The organism is Psychromonas ossibalaenae ATCC BAA-1528 (genome assembly GCF_000381745.1).
GTDB lineage: Bacteria > Pseudomonadota > Gammaproteobacteria > Enterobacterales > Psychromonadaceae > Psychromonas > Psychromonas ossibalaenae.
The window spans coordinates 51,603-76,807 of record NZ_KB906979.1 but is presented as its reverse complement, the minus strand read 5'-3'; the positions used below and the strand labels follow the sequence as shown (position 1 = coordinate 76,807).

Sequence of the window (25,205 nt, the reverse complement as noted above, 5' to 3'; positions counted from 1 at the left end):
TTGAAGTTTAGTGGCCGCAGCCGCCGGCGCCATGCACATGACCGTGACTAATTTCTTGATCTGTTGCAGCACGTACCGAGACAATCTCAATAGCAAAAGTTAACGTTTTACCGGCAAAGGGATGATTTAAATCACAATCGGCATTAAAACGCCCTACTTTTACGATAGTTACCTGCTGACGGCCTTGATTTGATTCAACAACCGCTGTCATACCTGGTTTCCATACTTTAGCTCCCTGCAGATGTTTAATTGGAATACGCTGCAGACCGCCTTCTCTACGCTGACCGTAAGACTGCTCTGGTGTCAGTGTCACCTGCAGTTTGTCGCCAATGGTTTTACCATCGAGTTGTTTTTCTAAGGTTTCAAACAGACCATCATGACCATGTAGGTAAACTAGCGGATCACTCTGGAAACTGTTTTCAAGCTCCTGCTCTGCTTCACTTAAAGCATAATGGAACTCTACAACCGTGTTTTTACTAATAAGCATAATAATTCTCTTTTTAAATGAATCTGCATTGTACGGGTTAACAGCATGATAACCAATATCATTATAAGCAAGTGTAAAAATTTCAATTGACGCATACACAAAACCGACGCAGCCAGGCTGTGCCGGTTTTAGTCACTCCAGTTAAAGATTTCTAGTCTGACGAGCCGCCTAGACGAACCTGCAGTTGATTAAATAAAAAGAAGCACAGATAAGCAACAGAGCAGCCGAATATAAGAATAGCTATTTCAGCCGTATTAGGAAGATAGCTCTGCACCGCACCTAGCCAGGTTTGTTTCGGCCCTAAGACCTGCAGCTGCCCCTGAATCACAAAGAACAGCTCCACCAGCAGCAGCGTCGGCAAGGCGATCAGCGCACTCACCGCCGGTTTTGCTTTATAAACCAGCATCGACGCTAACAATAATAACGGCATCCACAACTGTACCCAGGCTATGTCAGCCAACACCGTGCTGCGGGCAGAATATAAATACAGGGTCAATAAAAACACTGCAAGACCGGCAAGCAGCCTTCTTCCCGGCAGCAGCAGTACTTCTCGCGCCTGCTCTTTAAACAGCAGCGGCGCTAAACTCAAGCCGCTTGCCAAAGCACAGAGCAGCGTTAGAACAGAAGCATCTGCACCTTGATAACCAGTGCGTCCGACTGCGGTCCCGAATACACTGCCTAATACTAAAGCGGCCGCCACCGCCACACACAATGCGGCTGACGTTAACCATTGCTCTGAATTAGAGGGGCGTCCGCGCAGTAAAAGGTAATATTTAAAACCAAGCAGCAGCAGTTCAACGGCGTACAGTGTGCCCATCCACCAAATTGGTGAACTGAGGTTCGGACTAAACAACAGCCAGATAACATGAAACGGGGATCCCATTTCTGTAGCTAATGCAGCAAAAGCCCCAATCAGCAGAGACAAGGCGGCAGTCAGCAGCGACAACTTGTGCGCTTTGACAGCCTTGTTGTCCAGCAGTTCTCCTGCTGTCATTAAGATTGATATGCCGGTGCTGGTCAAAGCCAGGAATATGTAGGCTACTAGAGGTAACGTCCAGAACAGACCGTCATTAGCGACATAGCTTGGGCCAACGAACCATTCCATGGAGGCAAAATAGCCTCCGAACAGTAACCCGGCAACAGACAGTGCCAAAAACATTATATTGCAGTTTGCAGTTTTCATGGTTCCTCTCTTATCAGCGGTTTTCCGGAGTATATCGACGGATATAAAAGACCTTGCTTCCCGTACCTAACTCAGGTTTAAGCGGCTTACCGTCATACTTGCGGATCAGCTTCGAGACTTCACTGTTCGGATCATCGAGATCCCCCACTACCCGGGCATTCGAAGGACAAGCATCCACACAGACAGGATTCAATCCGACCTTAAGGCGATGATCACAGAAGTTACATTTTTCAACTACGCCGCGTTGTCGTTGTATCGGATAACTACTGCCGCGTTCAGGGTTGCTCAGGGGACTTCCTTCCCCGCCAGCCTCTGCAAGCATAGCGGACGGCGTAAAAGTTCCAGCAGCCAGACCTTTGTTTTCCTGCCATTCCTGATGCGGGCGCTGCCAGTTAAAGCTGATCACCCCATAAGGACAATTCTCCATACAGGCTTTACAGCCGATGCACTTTTCCTGTTCGTGAAGAGTCAGACCTCCCTCCGACTTGTGCATTGCCTGAGTCGGACAGCCCTTGACGCAGGGAGCATCCTCGCAGTGATTACACATGGTTGACAGATATTCGAAACGAACATCCGGAAATTGACCGCTGCTTACAATCAGCTTGTCACACCAGTTGATCTCGGGCGGCGTATGGTTTTCAGCCTTACAGGCGAAAACACAACCAGCACAACCCACACATTTTTGTTGATCGATCACCATTCCATAACGCATTGTCAGCCTCCTATACTTTCTCTACCCGGACACCGATCTGGCCATAAAAGGCAGAGGATCCAGGCAATTGCTCATATACCGGCGGCAGCAGTTCATTATTATTGCCTCCGAAGGGGGGTTTGCCAAACTGTTTAGATGCAATGCTGCCGTAAGCCCAGTGCCCCTGACCAAATGCCTTGGCAACTGTACCGGGACGTACACCTTCATAAAGGGCTGCCTGACAGGTTATGCTTCCCTGCAGTGAAGTAATACGGATGGTTTATTTCGTTGTCGCCCTCGAAAGTTTTTAGCTATAGAAATCGCACTTTTTCCTTTCAAATAGCCAACAACATTTGCAACTGCAAATTTTGGAGGAATACTCAGGCAAATATGAACATGATGCTTCATTAAATGCCCTTCTTCGATTACTACTCCTTTTCGTTTCGCTAATTCATGAAACGTCTCACCTAAGTGTTTTCTGATCGCTCCATATATCAGCTTTTGTCTTTTTTTAGGGATAAATACAATATGGTATTTACAATCCCAACGAGTATGAGACAAACTCTTATAGTCTCGCATAGGTTTTTCCTCTTTACTTTTGGTCGAGCAAAGAAGATACCCCTACTGTTGTTACGGTTAAACCTATGCGAGTCACCCCAGCTGAGCTGGGGGTTTATCAATGTTTAATTAATAACAAAGCAGTTAAAACATCAGAAAGATAAGACGAATGATTAGCATTCTTGATATGGGTTAAACAGGTTTACACAGATACGTGGCGAATTATTTACGGGGAGTCTATTTACTCATTTATAAAGTAATTGAGTGAACAATAAATACAAACAAGCAGTCAACATTTTATGTTGACTGCTTTTGTTAGATTCAAACTGCCAGTTAACTGATCGCTTTAAACTGTCCAGTCTAAAACGACTTTACCAGACTGACCGGAACGCATCATATCGAAACCTTCCTGGAACTGCTCAATAGGGTAAGTATGGGTTATCATCTTGGTCAAATCTAAACCAGACTGGATCAGACTGGCCATTTTATACCAGGTTTCAAACATTTCTCGCCCGTAGATACCTTTAATAATCAGCCCTTTAAAAATCACCATGTTCCAGTCAACGGTCATATCCGCAGGAGGAATACCCAGTAATGAAATCTTACCGCCATGGGTCATATTGGCAAGCATGCTGTTAAAAGCAACCGGCGCTCCGGACATTTCCAGCCCCACATCAAAACCTTCTGTCATGCCTAATTCGGCCATAACATCTTCGAGTTTCTGCTCAGCTACATTTACTGCACGCGTCACGCCCATTTCTCTCGCTAAAGACAAGCGGTATTCATTCACATCGGTGATCACCACATGGCGTGCCCCGACATGTTTGGCAACAGCCGCCGCCATAATTCCGATGGGACCGGCTCCTGTGATAAGCACATCTTCACCGACAATATCAAAAGACAGTGCCGAATGAACAGCGTTACCCAGGGGATCAAAAATGGAGGCTAAATCATCAGAAATACCATCAGGTATCTTAAATGCATTAAAAGCCGGGATCACTAAATACTCAGAAAAAGCACCGGTACGGTTAACACCGACACCCGTTGTATTACGACAGAGGTGGGTTCGCCCGCCGCGGCAGTTACGACAATGACCACAGGTTATATGTCCTTCCCCTGAAACACGGTCACCAACGCTGAAACCTCTGACTTCCTGGCCCATGCCGACCACTTCACCAACGTATTCATGGCCGACAACCATTGGAACAGGAATGGTTTTTTGTGACCAGTCATCCCAGTTATAGATATGTACATCCGTACCGCAGATAGCTGTTTTGCGGATTTTAATAAGCAGGTCATTATGGCCCGGTTCCGGTTTATCAACTTCAGTCATCCATATGCCGACTTCCGGCTGTAACTTTGCAAGTGCTTTTATTTTCATGGTCATGGCCCTTAAATTAATCCCATCTCTTTACCTACTTCAATAAAGGCGGCAATCGCGCGATCCAGCTGCTCAGTTGAGTGAGCCGCTGACATCTGAGTACGGATACGCGCCTGTCCCTTTGGTACAACAGGGAAAGAGAACGCAACTACATAAATGCCCTTCTGCAATGCTCGTTCAGCAAACTCTGCCGCCACTTTAGCATCACCCAGCATAATAGGAATAATCGCATGGTCGCAGCCTGCCATGGTAAAACCGGCTTCAGTCATGCTGGTACGGAAATGCGCCGCATTTTCCCATAATTTATCACGCAGACTGCCGCTGTCCGCCAGCAGATCAATCACTTCAATGGATGCAGCTACAATGGCAGGTGCTAATGAATTAGAAAAAAGGTAAGGACGAGAACGCTGACGCAGCCAGTCAATCACCTCTTTTTTACCAGCGGTGTAGCCGCCGGATGCACCGCCCATTGCCTTGCCCAGCGTACCGGTAATGATATCAATGCGCTCAATCACATCGTGATATTCGTGTGTGCCGCGGCCGTTATCACCCATAAAACCAACTGCATGAGAATCATCAACCATCACTAATGCATCGTATTTATCAGCCAGATCACAAATAGCAGGTAGATTTGCCACCACACCATCCATAGAGAAAACACCGTCAGTCACAATCAGTTTATGGCGAACGCCTGCCTCAACAGCATCAATTAACTTCTGCTCTAACTCAACCATATCGTTATTAGCATAACGGTAACGTTTAGCTTTACATAAACGTACACCATCAATAATTGATGCATGGTTGAGTGAATCAGAAATAATCGCATCCTGTGCATCAAGAATGGTTTCGAATAAACCGGTATTGGCATCAAAACATGAGGTATACAGAATAGTATCTTCCATGCCCAGAAATGTTGATAACTTAGCTTCTAACTCTTTATGTTTATCCTGCGTTCCACATATGAAACGCACCGAAGCCATACCAAAACCCTGTTCGTCTAATCCTTTTTTTGCAGCATTAATCAGCGAGCTATTATTAGCTAAACCTAAATAGTTATTAGCACAAAAATTCAAAACCTCTTCACCGGTGCTGACAGAAACACTTGCACTCTGTGCTGATGTTATAATACGTTCTGATTTATACAGGCCTTCATTTTTTACTTGTTCAAGTTGTTGATTAATTTGCTCATAGAATTTTTTAGACATCACATACCACGCATTAAAAGAATTAGGATAAAAGAATAAGTCCTGTCCGCCGAAACAGGTAAACGGCGACAGAGTTTAATAGTGCCTTTATAACAAAAAAAAGCACTCGGTGATAATGATTTACACTACAGATTTTAAACTGCATCACATATCTCCATATATAACTCAGACAGGTCTGCTTATAACGGGTAAAAAACCTTCTAAAACATCAACATTACAAGGTTTACGTTAATAGTAATACGGTGCTGAACAACACTCGATTTACACACTTTACAGCACCGCAGTATGGTACAAAAATGGCGGCTGACGCGAACTTATGAAATGCTTCTATTGCACTTGAACTGCGCAAAGGCCTACAGCTGTTTTAGCATTGTTCAACAGACAAACATATAGATACAAAGTCCATTCAAACAAACTAACACCCTGCACAATATTATCGGCATCCACTGTGCCGGTTAAAATAGCTGATTTCGACTGTATTGACAGTGAGATGTATCATACCTGCTGTTTTAATTTATTTTATAGCAAATATTTTTAGTTTGAAAGATCTTACCGCCGTTCAAAAATACACCAAAAGTCAACGAAAGACCAACAAAACAAGAGCCACCATTTATTTCACAGAAACCATTGATCTAACTCATTTAATACATCATTAGCTGGCTATTTACTAGACAGAAGACATGTTACATTAATATCACAATAGGGTTATTTAGTTTACTTTTAACAAAGGGGGATAATATGAAAGTTTCGGTACCAACTGAACATTTCAGTTCAGCGAGTAAAATTATACACATTGTTTCGGCGGCCGCATTTATTGTGTCTATGTTGCTTATATTGGTTAACAGTGATCCAGATTCAAGCGCTTTTGCGCTTCATCAATCACTGGGGATAGTGGTGCTTCTTTCCTATGTAGTCAGAATAATATGGCTTAACTGGACAGGTCACCCTAAACCTTTAGGCACCAAATTCGAAAAATTTGTAGCGGCTATGGCGCACACTGTAATGTACGCAATCGTACTTTTAATGCCGTTAACCGGGTTACTTATAAGCCTGGCAAAAGCTAAAGATACAGTAGTATTTGGAATGTTCACTATACCGGGCTTTGCAGAGCGTAATGCAGGGTTGATTGATGTGGCATCAACTGCTCATTCATTTCTTGAAATCGTTTGTTACATTTTAGTATTTGCACACATTGCAGGAACCTCTTACCACCACTTCGTATTAAAAGACAGCACCTTAACCCGCATGATGGGGAGAAAAAATAATGACAACTAATATTAAACTCAGCAGCCTGGCGCTGCTGCTGTCAGGCGTATTATCTACAGCCGCCACTGCATATCAAATGAACGTCAATGAAATTGAATCCAGCATTAACTGGCAGAAAGTACCTGTAGTCGAAAAAACTCTTTTTTTCCCGGGAATGATAACTTATGACTGGATCAACTCGCCAGCACATAAGGGTACAACTAAAGATGATTTTGAAAATAAGACTTGTTCTACCTGTCATCAAGATGAAGAGCAAGGTCTTGGTAACCTATTGATTGAAAATGATCTACTGGATAAAGCTGCTGGTAAAAAAGGGTCGATACAAACTCAGTTCCAATTTGCAAATGATCAACAGCACCTATACGTAAAAGCAACTTGGGAAACGGCATCCCCCTTTCCTGCGCGTATGCATGATGCAGTGCTGTATGAAAACGGCAAGTGGACAATTGTAGGAGGAGATATAGGTAAGAATCCTTATACACCAATTTATGAAGATCGTTTTTCAATCATGATTGATGACGGCGCTGTTGAACAGTTTACCGAGCAAGGCTGCTGGATGTCCTGTCACCGAGGCTCAAGAGATATAGGCCAGGCAACCAAACGCGATGTACTAGCATTACCTGTCATTGGAGCCGATGGATTAGGCAAAAACGATATTCGTAAATATCTTCCAGACACTCGTACAGAGCGTTACGGCTTGAACTGGGATAAATTAAAAACACAGATAGAGATAGATAAACTTAAAGCTGAAGGTAAGTTTGTTGATCTGATGCAGTGGCGTTCAACACGTAGTGCACCAACAGGCGCCGCCGATGACGGTTACGTGCTTGAGTATCGTCATAATGATGCAGGTAAAACAGTCTTCACTTGGAACTTCGATAAAAAGACTGGTGAACCTAAGTACATGTACGATAAATCAGTAACTGGTTTTTATGCACTTGATAAAACTGATTTTAATGACTTAAGCAAACATATTGCGATGATCGAAGGTGTAAATACTATACCCTATGACGCCAGCAAAATTAAAGAAGGTCAGTATCTTCAAGGCCGCTTAAACCGTAAAGGTGAAGGCTCTGCAGGTACTAATCAGGAAATTGCATCCTCATGGAAGGATGGTAAATATACTGTGATCTTTAAACGTAAACTTGATACTGGTTTCCCTGAAGACGATAAAATCATGAAAATAGGCGGTACCTACGACTTCAATATCGCTATTCATGACGGTCAGACAACGACCCGCTATCATTACGTAACATTACCATTCACACTAGGTATTGGTGAAAATGCACAAGGAAGCGTGTTAAGTACTCAGCAATAACATCTAATTTAATACCGGTTTTACTATGAAGAATAAGACCGGTATTAATCATTTCCAGCAGCATCAACACACATAATCGAATTTCGCGCATAAAATCTGTAATTACTTCTAAGCTTAGCCTATCAATTTAATACCAAAATCCTATGCTATACCCGTTATCATTCAAGATGCAAAAATCAGCAAGTCATAAGGTGAACAGATTCTAGGCGTGAAGGTGAAGATCTAACGGGTTCAATCGAGACTTCACAACGAATTGTTAAATGCTTGCATTTAACAATGTCGATAGAGGAATCACGAAGTGAATCGCTCGAAAGACAACGAAGATGATTGCCTTAAGGCTTGCCCTGAGGGTCGCCAGCTCGAAAACCAAGACTGCGTTGCAGCATTCGATAAGGGCTAGCCATTTAAAGATTAAAGTCTTTATTTTAATCTTACCGACAGAAGATTAACGTAGTTAATCGCTCGAAAGGTCATTATGCTTCGCCTTGTTTTGGTGTCCGAGCTAGCGACTGATAAATGCATTTTGATTGGTAACGGGTATATATATAATGAAAAATTAGAATTCGCTATTGATGCTACAATATAATCACTGCAAATGATTATCGGCATTTTAAAAGGATCTACTATGCAGAAAAAAAGTACCGGCTCCCCCACCCGCTGTCGTTCATATATAAAACTACTTAACTTACTAATTCAACAGAGTGATTTAGAAGAACAAATAAAATGTGCACTAACAATCAACGGATTTGGAACTTGGAGCTGGGATTTAAAAAACAATTATATATATTTATCTGACGGCTTGTTTACATTAACTGGTACAGATAAAAAACATTTCGACAACAGCATTACCTACATCACAGAGCATATCATTCACCCCGACTATAAAGAGAAATTCACACAGATTGTTGAAGCAAAGCTGCACAGCGGCTTTATTGAAACCAGTATATTCCGCGTAAACCACCCCTGCAATGAAGAATGCTGGGTACGCATCATTGGTGAAGTTATAACTGATGGACAAGGAAAACCGCTAAGGGCGCTGGGCACCATACTGGATATTACCGCAGAGCATATTCACAACAGAGAATTAAAAAGCAACCTCAGTTTCTTGAAATCGTTAATGGAAGCGCTGCCTAATCCAATATTTTATAAAGATAACCTAGGATTGTACCGCTTCTGCAATAATGCCTTTCTAGACTATATCGGTTATACACAAGATCAGGTGATCGGTCATAGTGTTTATGACGTTGCACCACACGATCTGGCTGATATATACCATAAAGCGGATTTAGAGCTGATGGCAAACAAAGGTCAGCAGGTTTATGACGCGAATGTAAAGTATGCGGACGGATCAATACACGATGTTATTTTCAATAAAGCCACACATGTAGGGGATGAAGGACAGGTGCTGGGGCTGGTCGGTATAATACAGGACGTTACCGAAAAGAAAACGACAGAGAGACAGCTGCAGATGCTGCATAAAGTAAAAGATATATTACTGGAACTAAATCATTCAGTCATTTCCTATAACAATGAGTCAGAGTTCTTTGACGTTTCCCTTAAACAATTTCAAACTCTTTTTGAACACTGCCGAATATCAAAGGTGTACAAACTGGATCAAGAAAATAATCTTACAGTACTGGCCTGCAGCGGAGCGAATGCCTGGCACTCTCCTGTTAAGCTTGAACAGTCATATTTGAGATCTTTAGTGACAAAAGGGTTAAACCACGCATACATAGCCAATAACCTTAGACCAGAAGAAACACTGCTAAGCGCAGAGTTAAACTGCGGAGAATCACATGTTCTCCTGAGGTCATCACTCGTTATACCCGTTACGATTGATAGTAAACTAATGTGTATTTTTTCCTTTGACAGTAACAGTAATAATTCATACAGCAAAAATGACATAATTATCGCTGATTATATTGGTCAGCAGCTGCCGGTTGTGTATCGCGTTTTTGAGCTCTACCAAAAAACATTAATACTATCGCGCTATGACAGCTTAACCGGCCTTATGAACCGTGGTTATTTTGATACAATTGTCACCGATAGACTCTCCGTCGCCAATAGAAAAAATCAGACGCTGGTGATCATTACATTTGACCTAGACGGGCTTAAAAGCATCAATGATAGACACGGACATAATGCCGGTGATCTTTACATACAAACTTTTACCCGTTTACTGACCAGAAAATTCAGAATTTCAGACGCATTTGCAAGAGTAGGCGGTGATGAATTTATCGGTATTTTTAGCGATACTGATGCAGATACACTCAAAGAAAAAATCCTCGAACTCGGATCTGACTTTGAATTGCATCAAATGAATGCCCATGGACAAAGTTTCTCTGGCAGTTTTAGCTTTGGTTTGGCGGATTTTCCGGTAGATGCTGATAATATCGCCATGCTGAGTAAATTGTCTGACGAACGAATGTATCTAGACAAAAAAAGGAAGAAATGACTATTTATCAGCCCTCCCGACGCCTATAATTGTCAAACAGTTTTGCTGAGGCAGACTGATATGAACATTTTTATCCTATCCACCCCTGAAAATAACCCTAGGATTAATAAATTGACTAGATTAAATCCAGCCGAAAATGAAGTTTTCTTAGCATTCCAAGTTATTCCTCGACTTAAAGAAGGTAACAATTTTGAAGTCGTCGATAAAGCGATCGAAGTTGTCAAACAAGCTAACGTACCCTATCAGGTAGGTGCAATGGAAACGACAATGACCGGGGAATTAAACCTGCTGCTGGATATTGTTAAAAATGCACAGCAGGCATGCTACGACGCAGGCGCCTTAGAAGTTATTACCAATATCAAAATTCACAGCCGAACACCTGAAGCGACGGATACATTTTGTACCTATCACCGCGGCGTTACCCCGGCAAACCATATGTTTGTTAAAAAATAAATTTCAAGATAACTCAGTTAGTTAGAATTTATTTAAAGATATTTAAAATAAACATGAAATTTATTGTGATCTGACACGTTCTTTTATTGTGTAAGAAATACATTTCTTGTGTATTTCTTTAGTTCAAAAAAAGAGAGGTGATTATGATTAGGTTAATTAGTTTATTTGCAGCGGCTGTTTTAGGCGCATCACTTTTTACCGCCCCCGCTTCAGCTTTATCTGATACACAGCAGATTAATAACGACATCGTATACTCTGAATGTGTATTAAAAGTTGGTGCTGAGAAATTTACATGCCTACGTAAATTAAGCGGACGTGACCGTAAATAATAATTCAATAAAGCTGTCAGTCAGCTGTTCAATTAATAGATTCATCTGAGTAATTCCGCAGACACTTTGCCCTGCTGATTTAACTGCTTCGCCGGACACTCAACGCCGGCGACTTTTAATTTCCTCGATATATCAGTACCTCCCATGAATCAAAACTTTCTACAGGTGAATTTATTTTCATTTATGGCCTATCACATTTAACAACATATTTTGTAAACGATTACAGGTCACCCTCGAGTATTACTCATTCTATAGAGCCAGATCTCATTTTCTGTGCTGTTGAATAAATAGACTGCCTGCAAATAAGCACTGATCACGGCTGTTCAGTGCAGATAAAAACATCACCGTTGACGGTTTTGTTTAAAAAATAATTAGTTAATGGCAATAAGGGTAATCATGGAAAATCGTTGGCAAATCGCGTTATCAGCAGGAATTCTAGCAGCAGTCTGGTGCGGCATCGCAGATCTGTTTCATCTTGTCACCTGGATAGGTTTTTTAGGCTGCAGTACCTATTTTGCGCAGCCGAACTCCAATTTTAAGGGCGTTGTTGTTACCTGGTGTACAACGCTGTCCGGTGTTTTATGGGCATGGTTAATTATCAACGGCAGCAGTTATTTCGACACACCGTTTATGGGTTATATTTTCACCGGTATCGCGACTTCAGCGATGTGTTTACAAGCCAGCCACCAAAAATTCTCTTTCATTCCCGGCGCATTTATCGGCTGCTGCATAACATTTGCAGTAGGCGGCGATGTGGTAATTATTGTTCCTGCATTAATTATCGGCGCACTCCTTGGTTACTCTATGACATTATTTACCGGTCAGCTGATCAGCATCACCCATAGATGGCAAAAAATAACTGAAATGAGCAAAATAACAGCAAAGGCAAAAACAGAGTAATATACGAATTTTGCACTATACTCCGGTATAAGTACTTATGCTCAAAAGAGTTTTTGTAACACGTTATACTACTATTATTTAAATGGAATTACGTTGGTAGCCAATATGAAACAAATTGAATTTAGAAAAATTGACGCGCTGATGATAAAGCTGAGTCTAAATGGAAAGTTTTTTCTACTATGTTCTCTGGTGACAGTGATCACCACCAGCATTGCATTGTTCAACTTAAATCAGGTAAAACAACAAACCGCCGTAAACTCACAGGCCAGGGCCCAGGCGATGGTGGACAGCTTCGCGCAGGTCGCATCTAAACAAAGCCTGGACGCTGATGCACTGAGCAAATTTGCCAGACAACATGGGCTGCAGCTGACATCGCAGTTAAATACTTCCCGTCAGGGCGATTCAGTAACGGTAAGCGCGCCGGCAGGCCGCAGCTATCTTCAACTGAGCACTGATGTCGGCAGCTGGGAACAGCAGGCTTTAGATGATGCAGGAATGATGCTATGGGTAGCCCTGCTTGGATTACTGCCGTTATTTCAATTAAGTTACTGGACATCTACCTCACTGGGGGGCGGTTTATGGGACATGTATATCGCTATCAAACGCTTAGCCGACGGTGACTTATCACAACGCCTTAATTTCTTTGGTGTTGATGATTTCAGCATGATAGCCACTGAAATAGACCGCAGTGCCGACAATATGAGCGAAATGGTCATTGCCATTGGTAATAATGCGGCCAGCCTTGCTGAAGCTGCTGATGAATTTAACCAGCAGGCCAACCAAAGTGAAGAATTGATTAGTCTGCAGCACCAGTTCTTAGATACGGTATCAGTTGCTATGGAACAGATGACAACGGCCATAGAGGATGTCTCCCGCAACGCGGCTAATACTTCTCTACAGACCAAAGATAACTCAAGCCAGGCTGAATCAAGTAAAGAGCAGATTTCGCAGGCAGTGGTCAGAATATCAAGCTTAGTGAGTAAAATTGACTCAGCCTCTGAATCAGTTTCACAGCTGTCAAATAATGCCTCGGAAATTGGTGCGGTAGTCACCACCATTAACGCTATCTCTGAACAAACTAACTTATTAGCATTAAATGCAGCCATTGAAGCGGCACGTGCAGGCGAACAAGGCCGCGGCTTTGCTGTTGTTGCCGATGAAGTGAGAACTCTTGCAGGACGGACACAACAAGCCACGGTAGAAATTCAATCTATGATTGAAGGCCTGCAGTCCGGCTCGACAACACTTTCCAAAGTAACCGAAGAAATTGTTGAACAGGCAGATAAAGGACGTAACTCGATAGTTTCAGTTGGTGATGATGTTGAATCGATGGCATCTTCAACCAGTGATGTGTTTGACATGAGTTCACAAATTGCAGCCTCTGCTGAAGAGCAGAGTGTATCCGCGCGAGAGATCAGCTCGCAGCTTAATGATATTAGAGAGCAGTCAGAAACCATTCGTCAGACAGCGCAGCGTTCGGTGACCTTAGCGTCGGATCTGAGTAAATCATCTGTGCAGCTGGAAGGAATACTTTCACAATATCAACTGCCTGAAAATAGTTAAATCCCCCCTTTCAACACAGCTTCCTTTTTCTTATCAATATAAAAAAGGGAGCTGCCGCTCCCTCTTCCTGTCTTTGTTTAAATGTGTAAATAGCGTTTTATTTTTTTAGTCGGTGTTTTAATAAACGGTTCACGCTGTTCCACTACGCGAGTGATTTTCGAATAACTGGAAAGCTGTGTGTTTACTTCAGTTCTAATCTCTTCTAATAAGGAGAGAATGTCATCATGCAGAGCGGAATCACTGGTCTGGTTGATATTATGCGCTTCGTCAAACTGGTCATAATCAATATGTATTTTAGCAACTACTTTATGATCAACTTCGTAAACCATAGAATCTAATACCAGCGGATTCTGATTGATTACCGATTCCACCGCTTCAGGATAAATGTTCTCTCCGCTTGCACCGATAATCACATTTTTACTGCGCCCGTTAATGGTCAATACACCATTGTCATCGATATAACCCAGGTCTCCTGTATTGAACCAGCCGTCTTCATCTAATACCTCAGCCGTACGTACAGTATCTTTATAATAACCCATCATAATATTAGGACCGCGTACGTGAAGCTCACCATCACGGCTGTCTTCAGACTGTTTTTCAAAGCGGCATTCGATATGCGGCGCAATAATGCCGGTCGTCCCGACTTTGGTACGCCCCGGAACTGCGCCGGCGATAATAGGAGCCGTCTCGGTCAGACCGTAACCAATCGCATAGGGAAAATCTGCTTCCAGTAAAAAGGCTTCTACAAAAGGAGATAATTTTGCACCTCCGATACCAAAAAAACGTATCTGACCGCCGAAACTTTCCTGCAGTTTTTTACCTGCAATCTTATTTAATTTTTTACGCACACAAGTAAGGTTTTCATAAAGAAATTTAACGGCTCTATTTTTATTAAAACCAGCCTGTACTTTTGATTTGTATATTTTTTCAATCACCAGCGGCACACTTAACATACATGTCGGACGTACTTTCTGCATAGCAGCGAGAATGATTTTCGGTGACGGTACTTTGTTAATATAATGAATGGAGGCACCGTTTGAGAAGGGTACTAAAAACCCAACAGAACATTCAAAAGTATGCGCCAAAGGTAAAATTGACAAAAATTTATCGTCAGTAGTAATTTTAACCAGACTTTCAGCCTGTTTTATCTGCGCAATTAAATTTTTATGCGACAGCATCACCCCTTTTGACTGTCCGGTTGTACCCGAAGTATAGATAATTGAAGCGAGATCATTTTCATCAATTACCAATGTCTGACTGTCACTCTGTCGATTCGTCAGCTGCATCGCTTTTGCCTTAAACTGGGCAATTTTTTCTGTCCCTTTAATTACCAGCTCCGACTGCTTGGGGGTTTTATCTTCGAGTATTTCTAAGGACTCAAGTGAAAATACATACTGCAGGGATGAACTAAAATCATCTTCATTGAGTTTCGCACTGAGTTTTTTTGAAACAAAAATGGCGACAGCTTCGGAGTGTTTAATTATGTGATGCACTTCATTGCTGTGAAAGTCGGGTAAAATAGGTACTGCAATCGCACCAAGAGAAGTAACAGCAAGATAGACAATTCCCCAGTGAGGCATATTCTCACTGCAGATAGCCACTTTATCACCCTGTCTTATTCCTAAGTCCTCGAAAATGCTATGAATATGAGCAATCTTTGCTTTGGCCTGAGCATAGGTTATTTCAATTTCTCCAATATTTGAGACTAAAAGTTTGTCTTCATAAAGAGAAGTAGAGCGCTCAGTTAACGCTGCCAAAGTATTATTTTCAAGCTGTATGGTCATTCAGGATCCTTAGTTAATCCAGGGTAATTCGGTTGACGCGGCCTGGCGTCTAAAATCTGCGGCAAAAAAGCGCGACATTATACTAAAATAATTTAAATAATGCAGCTGCCGGAAGAGGAAGTTTGATAAATATTAAAAGCCCAAAGCGGCTTAGACGCAGTATCTTGTTTGGAAAGTTTAGCCCCTATGAGAACAATTGTAATGGAGAGACGACAGGTATATAAGGCTACAGGAATATTCCGGCAGCAAAGCGCTCAACGCACAGCAGCCGGAATTATCATTATAAACAATGTTGCTAACAAAAGCTGAAGCCTCTGATAGGTTGAACGATTAATCGTTTAAAAGGTATTTTATTCGCGTTTTTAAAATATCCGTTGCGATACGGTTTTTTCCGCCACGGGGAATAATGATATCAGCATGCTGTTTAGAAGGTTCAATAAACTGCAGAAACATAGGACGAACTGTTGCCGTATACTGAGCCAGTACATTTTCCATGGTACGACCGCGCTCTGCAATATCCCGTGCTAAGCGACGCATCAAACAGATATCAAGCGGCGTATCAATAAATATACTCGCATCAATCTGCGCTCTGACTGCAGGATCGGTCAGCAGTAAGATGCCCTCAAGTATAATGACCTTTTTAGGTGTTAATACATGACTTTCCTGCATACGGGTATGCTCCGTATAACTATAAACAGGAATATCCACTGACTCGTTATTTTTTAATGCTTTCAAATGATCACATAGAAGCGCATGATCAAACGCTTTCGGGTGGTCATAGTTGGTCTGCATACGTACATCTAAGGTCAAATGGCTCTGGTCGCGATAATATGCATCTTCAGAAACAATACCGATCTGGTCGGTACCAAGCTCCTGACATAACTCCTCAAATATCGTATTTGCGATAAGACTTTTACCCGATGCTGAAGCCCCAGCAATAGCAATAACGACACAATGTTTTGAACTCAACGACATATAACCTCAGATAAAATAAGACGAATGGGATAAAAAACGCGTATGGTATACGAGTAAACGAACAACGACAAACACAACGGCGCTTTAGATTGACTTTAAGCACAATAAGCGAACAAATTCACAGAAAATTGTCATTAAAATAATAATTAATAAACGATATTGCCTGCAAGTTTTACTTTTTGTGCAGTCAGAAATAATACACCGCGTATTTCTATTATAAATGATTCAGCTGAAAGCGCTGAGCATCTTTACGCATCTGCGTATATTTAGTAATAAGTTCATCCCTGGTTAGTTTCTCATCACCAAAGAAAAATGCATTACTCTTGTTCAGCTGCTCAAAATTACCGCTTAAAAAAGTTAAAACCAAATCTACTTTTTTAAGCGTATAAGCAGTGCACGACTGACCATGTAGATCATCAAGCAGATCCAGCACGTTTGAACGGAAGCTTTCTACTAAATACAGCTCCCTTAAAGCGCAGTCACACCCCAGCGCTTTTTCCCAGCTAAGGTTAATATTCAGCTGTCGGTTAATAACACTAAGCTGTGCATCGGCATCACGTAATTTCTGCAGTTTGTACTGATAAGCCGTCAGTGCGCACTGCTTTTCCTGTCTATATAATTCAAACAGTGCCTGCTCACTGAGATTAAGCGGGTTTTTCATTAAATAATCAAAAAAGAAACGCGTCTCAAAACGCTCTATCCCATGAAATAAAGGTGTGGCCTGACCGTTACTGTTAAAGTGTTCCGCAGGGTCAAACTGATACATATAACCAAAATCAAACAGTTTAATTATATTATTTGTATCGACTAAAATATTTCCCGGGCAGAGGTCCCATTCAAATAATCCGTTTAACTCCAGATTAATGATGCAGGAAAAAATCTGCTCAAGCAGGGCTTGACTGAAAGTCAGCAGGGACTCTCCGGCAATCCACGGCGAGAGAATGATACCATCCGTAAATGATGCAAACTGTGTGTCGACTATATTTTCAAATGCATGTGGTTCACTTTGTTTGAGTGCAGTCAAGTCACGACGTCGCTGCACTTCATTAAGAAAGGAAGTCTGCCCGTCAATATTTTTTACCAGACTAACGGGTCTTTTTAACTTTAAAGTCCAGTGTTGCTCGCCAAACTGAAGATGGTGCACGACCGCGGTCAGGCCTGAATTAAACGATTCTACAACATAATCAGATCCACTGTTTGTTGCTTTTAACTGCGCTAGTGTTAATGGAAACTCCTTAAGGTCCCCTACTTCAATATTTCTGCCGCTTTCTGCAAAAGACTTCTGCACCTGCTGGCGTTGTTGTTCAAAATCCATTTTATACTCCTCATCGACTCAGATAAATAAGATCGCATAAATACTCATGAACTACTAACCCCGCCCCCTGCTTTTTTTAACAATCAGCAGTGGGATAAAAAATAATATGAGAGCATTACAGCAATTATCAGTGTCAAAAACAGACATATACACCCCTTAATACACTGCTAACACTAGGTTTTAAACTAAGCGGTGCACTTTTAAGACAGCAGCCATGTTTTTAACAAATAAGCAGCAATTAATAGCTAATCAATCCTGTATAAGTGTTAATTTTTAGCTTCAATAACGGATGTCGTCTACATTAATAAAAAGGAGACACTATGAGTAAAATATTATCGGCATTGTTATTTTGCTGCGCCTTCGCTTCTTCCTTTAGCCGCGCAGATACTTATATTCATTTTCCAGATAGAAATACATTCCCTGAACTGTCCTATATCAGTATTACAGAGCTTAGAGAACAGCTTGCCCAAAGTTTATTGATTGATGTACGTTCACCTTTAGAATTTGACACCGTGCATATTCATAAAGCAGTCAATATCCCCCTATCTAACCTTGGTTTTTTAAACCGAATTAAAAGGCTAAGTGAACAGTTTCCAAACAGACAGCTGGTTGTTTACTGTAACGGCCATAGATGTCAGAAAAGTTATCAAGCAGGCAGGTTATTACTGGATCACAAAATTAACAGCCGGGTTTTTGATGCTGGAATTACTGACTGGCTGAATGCTTATCCGGAGCTTTCCGTACTGCTGGGGAAAAGTCCGGCTGCTCCACAAGACATTATCTCAGAAGTTGAATTCCAAGCACATCAACTTGACTCAGACAGCTTTATAAAATCCAGTAAAAGTCATTATTTAATTGATATTCGAGATATTACCCAGCGTACACATATTTCAGTTACCGCCGTTACACATCAACGTTCGATTACTATGGCTAAAATGTATAAGCAGATAAAGCAAGGTAGACTAAAAGACAAAACCTTATATATTATGGATGCAACCGGACGCCAGGTGCGCTGGCTGCAGTACTATTTAAAGAAATACCACTATACAAATTATTATTTTCTCAAAGACGGCGTACTGAGTTTTCAACGGTAATAATAGGGAGTTTCTATGTACTGCAGCGCTTTGGTTACAGCAGTTATTTTATCAGCCGGTATTTCCTTTACTCATGCGGCTCCAAATATAGTAAAGGTGATAACTTTACACGATTATGCCCCTTTTTGTATGACCAGTGGTGAATATGAAATCAATCAGGTCATAGAACCGGGTCATGATGCAGTTGGCTTTAGCGGTTATAGTTGGGATGTATTACGGGAAAGCTTCCATGAAATGGGGTATATAATCCACCTGTCAATAACCCCCTGGGCAAGAGCTGTCGCTAATGTAAAAAATTCAGCGGCTGACATTGTTTTTCCAACAGGTAAAAACAGTGAACGCCTTAAGATATTTGATTACTCATTTGAATCGGTTAATCATGCAGACTATATCGTTTATGTCAGGTCAGATAGCCCTATACAATGGCATGGTTTACAGTCTTTATCCGGACATACCATTGCTGTTAAAAACGGGTTCAGTTACGGCAATAACTGGGATGCTGCTGACTCTATCAATAAACACGATGTTCTTACAATTCTACAGGGATTTAAAATGTTAAATGCCGGGCGCGTCGACGGTTTTGCAGGTTATGAATTTAACTGGGACTATGTGCTGCAGCAGCAGAAATGGTCTCATAAATACAAAAAGCTTGATCCATTCGGCTCCTCTTCTGAATATCTGGCGGCACTTAAAACTAACCCGAGCGGTAAAGAATTATTAACGGCCTTTGATCTGGGTAAAAAACGCCTGCACAAAAATGGAAGACTTGAGCAGATAAGAATCAAATGGTTCGGCAATTAAATAAGCGCCTGCAAGTTAAAATACCGGTTAATAACAGCTGTTTCAGGCATCCGCAATCCATCTCTACTATGTAAAAATTATTACCTTCATTTTCCACACACAACCACGCATATACAATTATTTAACAGAATCATAACCTTATAAGAACGTTTGAGTCTAAAAATGTGCCCCTGTTCTAATATATAGAGATTGCTCTTATCCTGTTCTAATTATGTGAATTATCTTTAATCATTTAATTTCAAACAGTTAGACAATAGCTTAACCATCACTCTTTTAAGGATTATTATGCTGTATCTTGAGTTTTTATTTCTGTTAGTAATGCTCTATATCGGTTCCCGTTATGGCGGAATTGGTTTAGGGGTCATCTCCGGCATAGGTCTGGTTATTGAAGTATTTATCTTCAAAATGCCGCCGACATCACCTCCCGTAACTGTCATGCTGATTATTTTAGCCGTGGTGACCTGTGCTTCAATTCTTGAAGCAGCCGGCGGTTTAAAATACATGCTTCAAGTTGCCGAAAGGATACTGCGTAAAAATCCTAAACGTGTTACTTTAATTGCCCCATTCGTAACATACAGCATGACTTTTCTGCTAGGAACCGGCCACGCGGTCTATTCAATTATGCCGATCATCGGTGATGTTGCACTGAAAAACGGGATCCGCCCGGAAAGACCGATGGCAGCTTCGTCAGTCGCTTCGCAAATTGCCATCACCGCTTCTCCTATTTCAGCGGCTGTTGTCTATTACCTGGCACAGCTGGTTGATATTCAGGCTGATATCACACTGCTTTCAATACTGATGGTTACCGTACCTGCAACTCTGTTCGGTACCTTGCTAATGTCGCTATACAGTTTAAAACGCGGAAAAGAATTACAGGATGATCCTGATTATCAGGCTCGCCTAGAAGATCCTGTCTGGCGAGAAAAAATACTAAATACCACTTCCACCTCTTTAGATGAAGATCTACCGACTTCTGCGCGAAACTCCGTACTAATATTTTTAAGCGCGATTGTCACTATTGTGTTTATTGCCATGGTTCCGGAAATCAGAACCATAGTTGATGGCGGCAAGCCGATCAGTATGTCAGTCATTATTCAGATGATGATGCTGGCATTTGGCGGGATCATTTTATTAGCAACCGATACCCATCCTCGTGACGTACCCAACGGTGTTGTTTTTAAATCAGGCATGGTAGCGGCTATTGCTATTTTCGGTATCGCCTGGATGTCCGATACTTATTTCCAGTATGCAATGCCGCAGTTCCAATCGGGAATCATCGGTATGGTGACAGACCACCCATGGACTTTTGCGCTAGCACTCTTTGTTGTTTCCGTGGTGGTTAACTCTCAGGCGGCGACTGCCCGTATGATGCTTCCTGTCGGATTAGGGTTAGGTTTAGATCCTGCTTTACTGATCGGCTTAATGCCGGCGGTCTACGGCTATTTCTTCATTCCGAATTACCCGTCAGATATCGCAACGGTGAACTTCGATTCTTCGGGTACCACAAAAATAGGTAAATGGTACTTCAACCACTCATTTATGTCAGTTGGTATCATCGGCGTAAGCAGTGCCTGCTGCCTTGGTTACGTTCTCGGCCAGATAGTTATCGGCTGATAAAGCAGACAGCTTCAAAGCGTGATCCTGTCTATGCGCTTTGAAGTTGTTAACATTGATACAAATCATAAAGCTACCTGCCTTTATTTATCCGAGTTATCAGCAGCTGAACAGAAAAATAGAGATAAAGCTAACATATTGAAAGATTTAATTAACTATAGCCTTATTAAGTGGAAGTTAGGTAAAGTTTTACCGTTCAAACTTGTGAAATCAGGGCTATTATTAACAAATGGACTGCATCTAGTTATTACTCTCACGACTTCCAGCTGACGGTCAAGAGATGATAATGATATAAAATTTAAGCAGGGAGCTTTTATGAAATATATACTGCTGGCATTATTATCTGCTGTTTCAGTTTCACCCTTATCTGCTCAGGAAGTCAAAATTTATATATGGGATCATTATATTTCCGATCAGGTACTGCGTATTTTCAATGAGCGTACCGGACATACAGTCAAACAGTATCTATATGATGACGAAGTTGCTCGAGATGCCATTCTAGTTAATGAACAGGCCGGGAAATATGACCTGATTGTTGTCGATAACGCCAATACCCTCACTTATACAAAGCTTGGACTGTTCGCACCGTTATACTCCTTAACTTTAAAAAATCTAGAGCATAATTCGAAGGAATCACTGGCATCATGCGGCCGCAGCGCAGTACCCTTTGCAAAAGGCACAATGGGCATCGCCTATCGAACCTCTATATCAGCAAAAAAAATCGATTCCTGGAATGATCTTCTGCTGCCCCCGCCGGAGCATAGAGGTACTGCAATGATGCTCCATAACGATATAGATACCGTTGCCATTGCTCTGCTTGCCAAAGGCCTGGATCCATTCAGCAGTGATAAACAAGAACTAAAAAATGCTTATGCTCTATTGAGCCGTCAGTCACAATATCTACTCACATACGGCCACCCGGTTGCTTATGTCACAGAACACGGCAGCAGCTCCAAAGTCACTATGGCGGCTATCTATGCCGGTGACTTACAGAACCTCAAAGACTTTACAGGACAGTCGGACTGGCAGTATATAGTGCCGAAGGAAGGGACGCTGTTTTTTGTAGACTGTTTTGTAGCCCCGGCCAATAAACCTGTTCTGCAGGGAACAAAGGCATTTCTTGAATTTATTAATGATCCGGATATTGCTTATATGAATGCGCAGGAGATGTGGTTTTCCACCACCAATCAAAGCGCACTGACAAAAGCCAGTGAAGAATATAAAAATGACACTGAAATATCCCCGAATGAAAGTGTACTTAAACGCAGTTATCACTATCGATTACTGAGCAAAGAACAAATTATTCTTCGTAATAGAATCGTGTCTATGCTCAGTACCAAGGAGTGAAGTGTTTATGCAGCTGAGAAAAAAAATACGTTATATTCTAATACCGGTTATTGCCTTAGTTTTTACTATGAGCACGGCTGTTTACTATAATGTCTACAAAGATCAGATTATCGCCAACAAATTAATATCCCTTAATGACCGCCTGCAGAATCTGAAGTTAATGAGTAAATATCACCTAGCCTACACAAAAAGTTTTATCAGGCAGAAAATTGACAGCAAAGAAGCATTTCATATTTTTGAAGTCATTAAACAGGGAAAAGAGATGGCTGCGCCTTATATCACCCAGCTTCTTAAACGTTTTGTTGATAAACAGAATGAGTCAAATAACACCACCAATATAGTTAATGATTTTACTATTTTTGGATTTGATAAAGAGGTTTTATTTTATGTTAATACCAGCGATCCTTTTGCACAGGCCGAATTAAAAAAACAAACAGAAAAATTAATTGATAAAGCGGTACTTACGGAACCCGAAGGTGATAAATTATTCCAATATTATTACTTTATTGAAACAGACAGTGAACAGAAGTTTTCATCCATGAATATTATTGAAATATTCTCGCCCTTTTATCTCACTTCTAAACCTACATATAACAAAAATGATGAGCTTTACCTCATACAAAGTGAAATAAATGTAGACTTTGTAAAAGAAGAGATACAACGTATTATCAGTGAACATCAAGGTTATATGAGCTTCACATTTAACGACAAAAACAGTATCGCGAATAACATTTCTGTTTCCGGTACTCCGTTAATAAATAATAACGGTCTTTATGAAAGCACCTTCGAAACTGAACTGTTTGATATTAGATTTATTCTCGACGAACGCTACTTTGACGATATTTTATGGGGGATCATTTTAAAGCTATCACTTCTTAATATAATACTTATTGTAGCCTGCTCCTTGATTCTTCTGATGATGATTGACAAACAAATAATACTACCAATCACTAATCTTGCTAAAAGTATTAAGCAGGTTGAATTATCCGGTGATATGAAGCTCCAGCCTTTAACAACAAAAGATGAAGTTGCTGATCTGAATGAAAGTTATATTTCATTCATTGATAAAATCAACAATCTTGCCAGTAATGATGCATTGACCGGACTGTCTAACCGCGGCAGTTTTAATAAGAAATTATCATTAGTTAACAACCGTCCTGCTGACAATAAAAGCTACCTTGCTCTATTTTTTATTGATTTAGATAATTTTAAACATGTTAATGATACTTTCGGCCATGATGCCGGCGATCAGCTGTTAATCGCATTTAGTCAGAGATTAAAGAAAACGGTAAGAAGTGAAGATAAATTTATTACTAGTGACACAATTAACAGCATAGCCAGACTCGGCGGAGATGAGTTTGTGATCCTTATCAACGGTTTGCCGTCGCTAGATGTCATTGAGAATATTGCCAAAAGAGTTTGCGCTTTATTCAACAATGGTTTTGTTATTGATAATAACGTGTTTGATGTTCATGCCAGTATCGGTATAGCTTACTCTAATACTAATAAGGACTCGGGAGAAGCGCTACTCAATCAGGCCGACTCGGCAATGTATATGGCGAAAAGAGACGGTAAAAATACCTATAAAGTTTATTCGTCCGATATTGAAGCGGTAATTGAGCATGATAAAAAAATTGAAAAAGAGATAATTGATGCGCTGGCCAATAATGAATTATTTTTTGTCTTTATGCCCGCCTACTCAGCGGCAAACCTTAAACTACAGGGTTATGAATTATTATTAAGGTGCCCCGGTTTAAGTCGAATGAATATCGGCCCGGATATTTTTATCCCTATTACTGAAAAAACTGATCTGATAATAAAAATTGATCTCTGGGTTGCGGAACATGCAGTAATCAAACTGGCAGAGATGACCTTTACAAATCAATTTTCTGGTTTTATATCACTTAATATCTCTTCAAGATCCTTAAAAAATGATCTCCTGTACACACATCTGCAGATGTTGATTGAGCAGCACAATATTAACCCGGAACAACTCGAACTTGAAATAACCGAAACATGCCTGATGCCCGATGACAATAAAGCGATAGCCAGCCTGACGAAGCTGAAATCTCTAGGTTTAAAAATTGCGCTCGATGATTTCGGCACAGGTTATACTTCATTTAATCAGTTAAATAACTATCCGCTGGATACACTTAAGATTGACCGGTCATTTATTAAAACACTTAATCAGACCCCCGCAGGTAAAAAACCTACCCTGGATATTATCTTTGAGCTTGCCAAAGTTTATCAGTTAGAGGTTATTGTGGAAGGCATTGAAACTCAGGATGAGTTTAAACATGTTAGAAATCTTGGCTGTGACATAGTTCAAGGCTTCTATTTTACTCAGCCGTTAACATGGCAAAGTGTTATAGAGGGAAAATCTCAATTGGAGCAGGGTTAAAAAACTATTATCTTTGTCACTTTTTGTAATTAAATCTTTAAAGAGGCTATACTTGGCAGATGAATGCATTAATAGAAGATATGGG

Annotated in this window: 20 protein-coding genes and 1 pseudogene; 12 read left to right on the top strand and 9 right to left on the bottom strand. The window is 41.1% G+C overall.

Annotation, left to right across the window (positions count from 1 at the left end; genetic code table 11):
* Positions 1-7: 7 nt before the first annotated feature.
* The 6 genes and pseudogenes from G327_RS0108585 to G327_RS0108560 form a co-directional block, all read right to left on the bottom strand.
* Complete coding sequence (locus G327_RS0108585; RefSeq protein WP_026339268.1) at positions 8-487, bottom strand: FKBP-type peptidyl-prolyl cis-trans isomerase; 480 nt, start codon at positions 485-487, stop codon at positions 8-10.
* A 151-nt stretch (positions 488-638) separates the two neighbouring features.
* Positions 639-1,670 carry a hypothetical protein gene (locus G327_RS24275; protein ID WP_019614355.1) on the bottom strand — a complete coding sequence of 344 codons (1,032 nt, stop codon included), beginning with the start codon at positions 1,668-1,670 and terminating at the stop codon, positions 639-641.
* A gap of 13 nt (positions 1,671-1,683) precedes the next feature.
* On the bottom strand, positions 1,684-2,382 hold the full coding sequence (locus G327_RS0108575; protein WP_019614354.1) for a 4Fe-4S dicluster domain-containing protein: 699 nt from the start codon (positions 2,380-2,382) through the stop codon (positions 1,684-1,686).
* 261 nt (positions 2,383-2,643) lie between these two features.
* A pseudogene (gene tnpA / locus G327_RS0108570) lies at positions 2,644-2,940 on the bottom strand (IS200/IS605 family transposase); the annotation flags it as partial.
* A 325-nt stretch (positions 2,941-3,265) separates the two neighbouring features.
* Positions 3,266-4,294, bottom strand: a complete 1,029-nt coding sequence (gene tdh / locus G327_RS0108565) for an L-threonine 3-dehydrogenase (RefSeq protein ID WP_425413784.1) — start codon at positions 4,292-4,294, stop codon at positions 3,266-3,268.
* Positions 4,295-4,311: 17 nt separating this feature from the next.
* Entirely contained in the window at positions 4,312-5,505 is a 1,194-nt protein-coding gene (locus G327_RS0108560) for a glycine C-acetyltransferase (RefSeq protein ID WP_019614351.1), read from the bottom strand.
* Between the two features lie 738 nt (positions 5,506-6,243).
* On the opposite strand from G327_RS0108560, the gene G327_RS0108555 reads away from it, so the two are divergent.
* The 7 genes from G327_RS0108555 (at position 6,244) to G327_RS0108520 (ending at position 13,789) form a co-directional block, all read left to right on the top strand.
* Positions 6,244-6,780, top strand: a complete 537-nt coding sequence (locus G327_RS0108555) for a cytochrome b (protein ID WP_019614350.1) — start codon at positions 6,244-6,246, stop codon at positions 6,778-6,780.
* Positions 6,770-8,089, top strand: a complete 1,320-nt coding sequence (locus tag G327_RS0108550) for an ethylbenzene dehydrogenase-related protein (RefSeq protein ID WP_019614349.1) — start codon at positions 6,770-6,772, stop codon at positions 8,087-8,089. The genes G327_RS0108555 and G327_RS0108550 overlap by 11 nt, the downstream gene beginning before the upstream one ends.
* A gap of 625 nt (positions 8,090-8,714) precedes the next feature.
* Complete coding sequence (locus G327_RS0108545; RefSeq protein WP_019614348.1) at positions 8,715-10,544, top strand: sensor domain-containing diguanylate cyclase; 1,830 nt, start codon at positions 8,715-8,717, stop codon at positions 10,542-10,544.
* A gap of 111 nt (positions 10,545-10,655) precedes the next feature.
* Complete coding sequence (locus G327_RS0108540) at positions 10,656-10,997, top strand: thiamine-binding protein (protein ID WP_019614347.1); 342 nt, start codon at positions 10,656-10,658, stop codon at positions 10,995-10,997.
* A gap of 143 nt (positions 10,998-11,140) precedes the next feature.
* On the top strand, positions 11,141-11,326 hold the full coding sequence (locus tag G327_RS0108535) for a hypothetical protein (RefSeq protein ID WP_019614346.1): 186 nt from the start codon (positions 11,141-11,143) through the stop codon (positions 11,324-11,326).
* 396 nt (positions 11,327-11,722) lie between these two features.
* A complete protein-coding gene (locus tag G327_RS0108525) occupies positions 11,723-12,226 on the top strand; it encodes a DUF1097 domain-containing protein (RefSeq protein WP_019614344.1) in 504 nt (167 codons plus the stop codon).
* A gap of 105 nt (positions 12,227-12,331) precedes the next feature.
* Positions 12,332-13,789: a methyl-accepting chemotaxis protein gene (locus G327_RS0108520; RefSeq protein ID WP_019614343.1), complete on the top strand. Its 1,458-nt coding sequence runs from the start codon at positions 12,332-12,334 to the stop codon at positions 13,787-13,789.
* 77 nt (positions 13,790-13,866) lie between these two features.
* Here the strand turns inward: G327_RS0108520 and G327_RS0108515 are convergent, their stop codons facing one another.
* From G327_RS0108515 to G327_RS0108505, 3 genes are all read right to left on the bottom strand, one after another.
* The gene (locus G327_RS0108515; RefSeq protein ID WP_019614342.1) at positions 13,867-15,573 is read right to left on the bottom strand and encodes an AMP-binding protein; all 1,707 of its coding nucleotides are present in this window, start codon (positions 15,571-15,573) and stop codon (positions 13,867-13,869) included.
* A 330-nt stretch (positions 15,574-15,903) separates the two neighbouring features.
* Entirely contained in the window at positions 15,904-16,542 is a 639-nt protein-coding gene (udk, locus tag G327_RS0108510) for a uridine kinase (RefSeq protein WP_019614341.1), read from the bottom strand.
* Between the two features lie 220 nt (positions 16,543-16,762).
* Positions 16,763-17,863: a protein kinase family protein gene (locus G327_RS0108505; RefSeq protein WP_019614340.1), complete on the bottom strand. Its 1,101-nt coding sequence runs from the start codon at positions 17,861-17,863 to the stop codon at positions 16,763-16,765.
* 320 nt (positions 17,864-18,183) lie between these two features.
* Here G327_RS0108505 and G327_RS0108495 point away from each other — a divergent pair, with 320 nt between their 5' ends.
* From G327_RS0108495 to G327_RS0108470, 5 genes are all read left to right on the top strand, one after another.
* The gene (locus G327_RS0108495; protein WP_019614338.1) at positions 18,184-18,957 is read left to right on the top strand and encodes a rhodanese-like domain-containing protein; all 774 of its coding nucleotides are present in this window, start codon (positions 18,184-18,186) and stop codon (positions 18,955-18,957) included.
* 15 nt (positions 18,958-18,972) lie between these two features.
* On the top strand, positions 18,973-19,758 hold the full coding sequence (locus G327_RS0108490) for a substrate-binding periplasmic protein (protein WP_019614337.1): 786 nt from the start codon (positions 18,973-18,975) through the stop codon (positions 19,756-19,758).
* A gap of 285 nt (positions 19,759-20,043) precedes the next feature.
* Positions 20,044-21,372 carry an anaerobic C4-dicarboxylate transporter gene (locus tag G327_RS0108485; RefSeq protein ID WP_019614336.1) on the top strand — a complete coding sequence of 443 codons (1,329 nt, stop codon included), beginning with the start codon at positions 20,044-20,046 and terminating at the stop codon, positions 21,370-21,372.
* A 315-nt stretch (positions 21,373-21,687) separates the two neighbouring features.
* Positions 21,688-22,719, top strand: a complete 1,032-nt coding sequence (locus G327_RS0108475) for a polyamine ABC transporter substrate-binding protein (RefSeq protein ID WP_019614334.1) — start codon at positions 21,688-21,690, stop codon at positions 22,717-22,719.
* A 7-nt stretch (positions 22,720-22,726) separates the two neighbouring features.
* Complete coding sequence (locus G327_RS0108470; RefSeq protein WP_019614333.1) at positions 22,727-25,120, top strand: EAL domain-containing protein; 2,394 nt, start codon at positions 22,727-22,729, stop codon at positions 25,118-25,120.
* Positions 25,121-25,205: the final 85 nt, after the last annotated feature.

Coding starts and splice junctions, on each gene's coding strand:
- G327_RS0108585 (WP_026339268.1), bottom strand. CDS start 487: ATGCTTATTAGTAAAAACACGGTTGTAGAGTTCCATTATGCTTTAAGT.
- G327_RS24275 (WP_019614355.1), bottom strand. CDS start 1,670: ATGAAAACTGCAAACTGCAATATAATGTTTTTGGCACTGTCTGTTGCC.
- G327_RS0108575 (WP_019614354.1), bottom strand. CDS start 2,382: ATGCGTTATGGAATGGTGATCGATCAACAAAAATGTGTGGGTTGTGCT.
- G327_RS0108560 (WP_019614351.1), bottom strand. CDS start 5,505: ATGTCTAAAAAATTCTATGAGCAAATTAATCAACAACTTGAACAAGTA.
- G327_RS0108555 (WP_019614350.1), top strand. CDS start 6,244: ATGAAAGTTTCGGTACCAACTGAACATTTCAGTTCAGCGAGTAAAATT.
- G327_RS0108550 (WP_019614349.1), top strand. CDS start 6,770: ATGACAACTAATATTAAACTCAGCAGCCTGGCGCTGCTGCTGTCAGGC.
- G327_RS0108545 (WP_019614348.1), top strand. CDS start 8,715: ATGCAGAAAAAAAGTACCGGCTCCCCCACCCGCTGTCGTTCATATATA.
- G327_RS0108535 (WP_019614346.1), top strand. CDS start 11,141: ATGATTAGGTTAATTAGTTTATTTGCAGCGGCTGTTTTAGGCGCATCA.
- G327_RS0108525 (WP_019614344.1), top strand. CDS start 11,723: ATGGAAAATCGTTGGCAAATCGCGTTATCAGCAGGAATTCTAGCAGCA.
- G327_RS0108520 (WP_019614343.1), top strand. CDS start 12,332: ATGAAACAAATTGAATTTAGAAAAATTGACGCGCTGATGATAAAGCTG.
- G327_RS0108515 (WP_019614342.1), bottom strand. CDS start 15,573: ATGACCATACAGCTTGAAAATAATACTTTGGCAGCGTTAACTGAGCGC.
- G327_RS0108505 (WP_019614340.1), bottom strand. CDS start 17,863: ATGGATTTTGAACAACAACGCCAGCAGGTGCAGAAGTCTTTTGCAGAA.
- G327_RS0108495 (WP_019614338.1), top strand. CDS start 18,184: ATGAGTAAAATATTATCGGCATTGTTATTTTGCTGCGCCTTCGCTTCT.
- G327_RS0108490 (WP_019614337.1), top strand. CDS start 18,973: ATGTACTGCAGCGCTTTGGTTACAGCAGTTATTTTATCAGCCGGTATT.
- G327_RS0108485 (WP_019614336.1), top strand. CDS start 20,044: ATGCTGTATCTTGAGTTTTTATTTCTGTTAGTAATGCTCTATATCGGT.
- G327_RS0108475 (WP_019614334.1), top strand. CDS start 21,688: ATGAAATATATACTGCTGGCATTATTATCTGCTGTTTCAGTTTCACCC.
- G327_RS0108470 (WP_019614333.1), top strand. CDS start 22,727: ATGCAGCTGAGAAAAAAAATACGTTATATTCTAATACCGGTTATTGCC.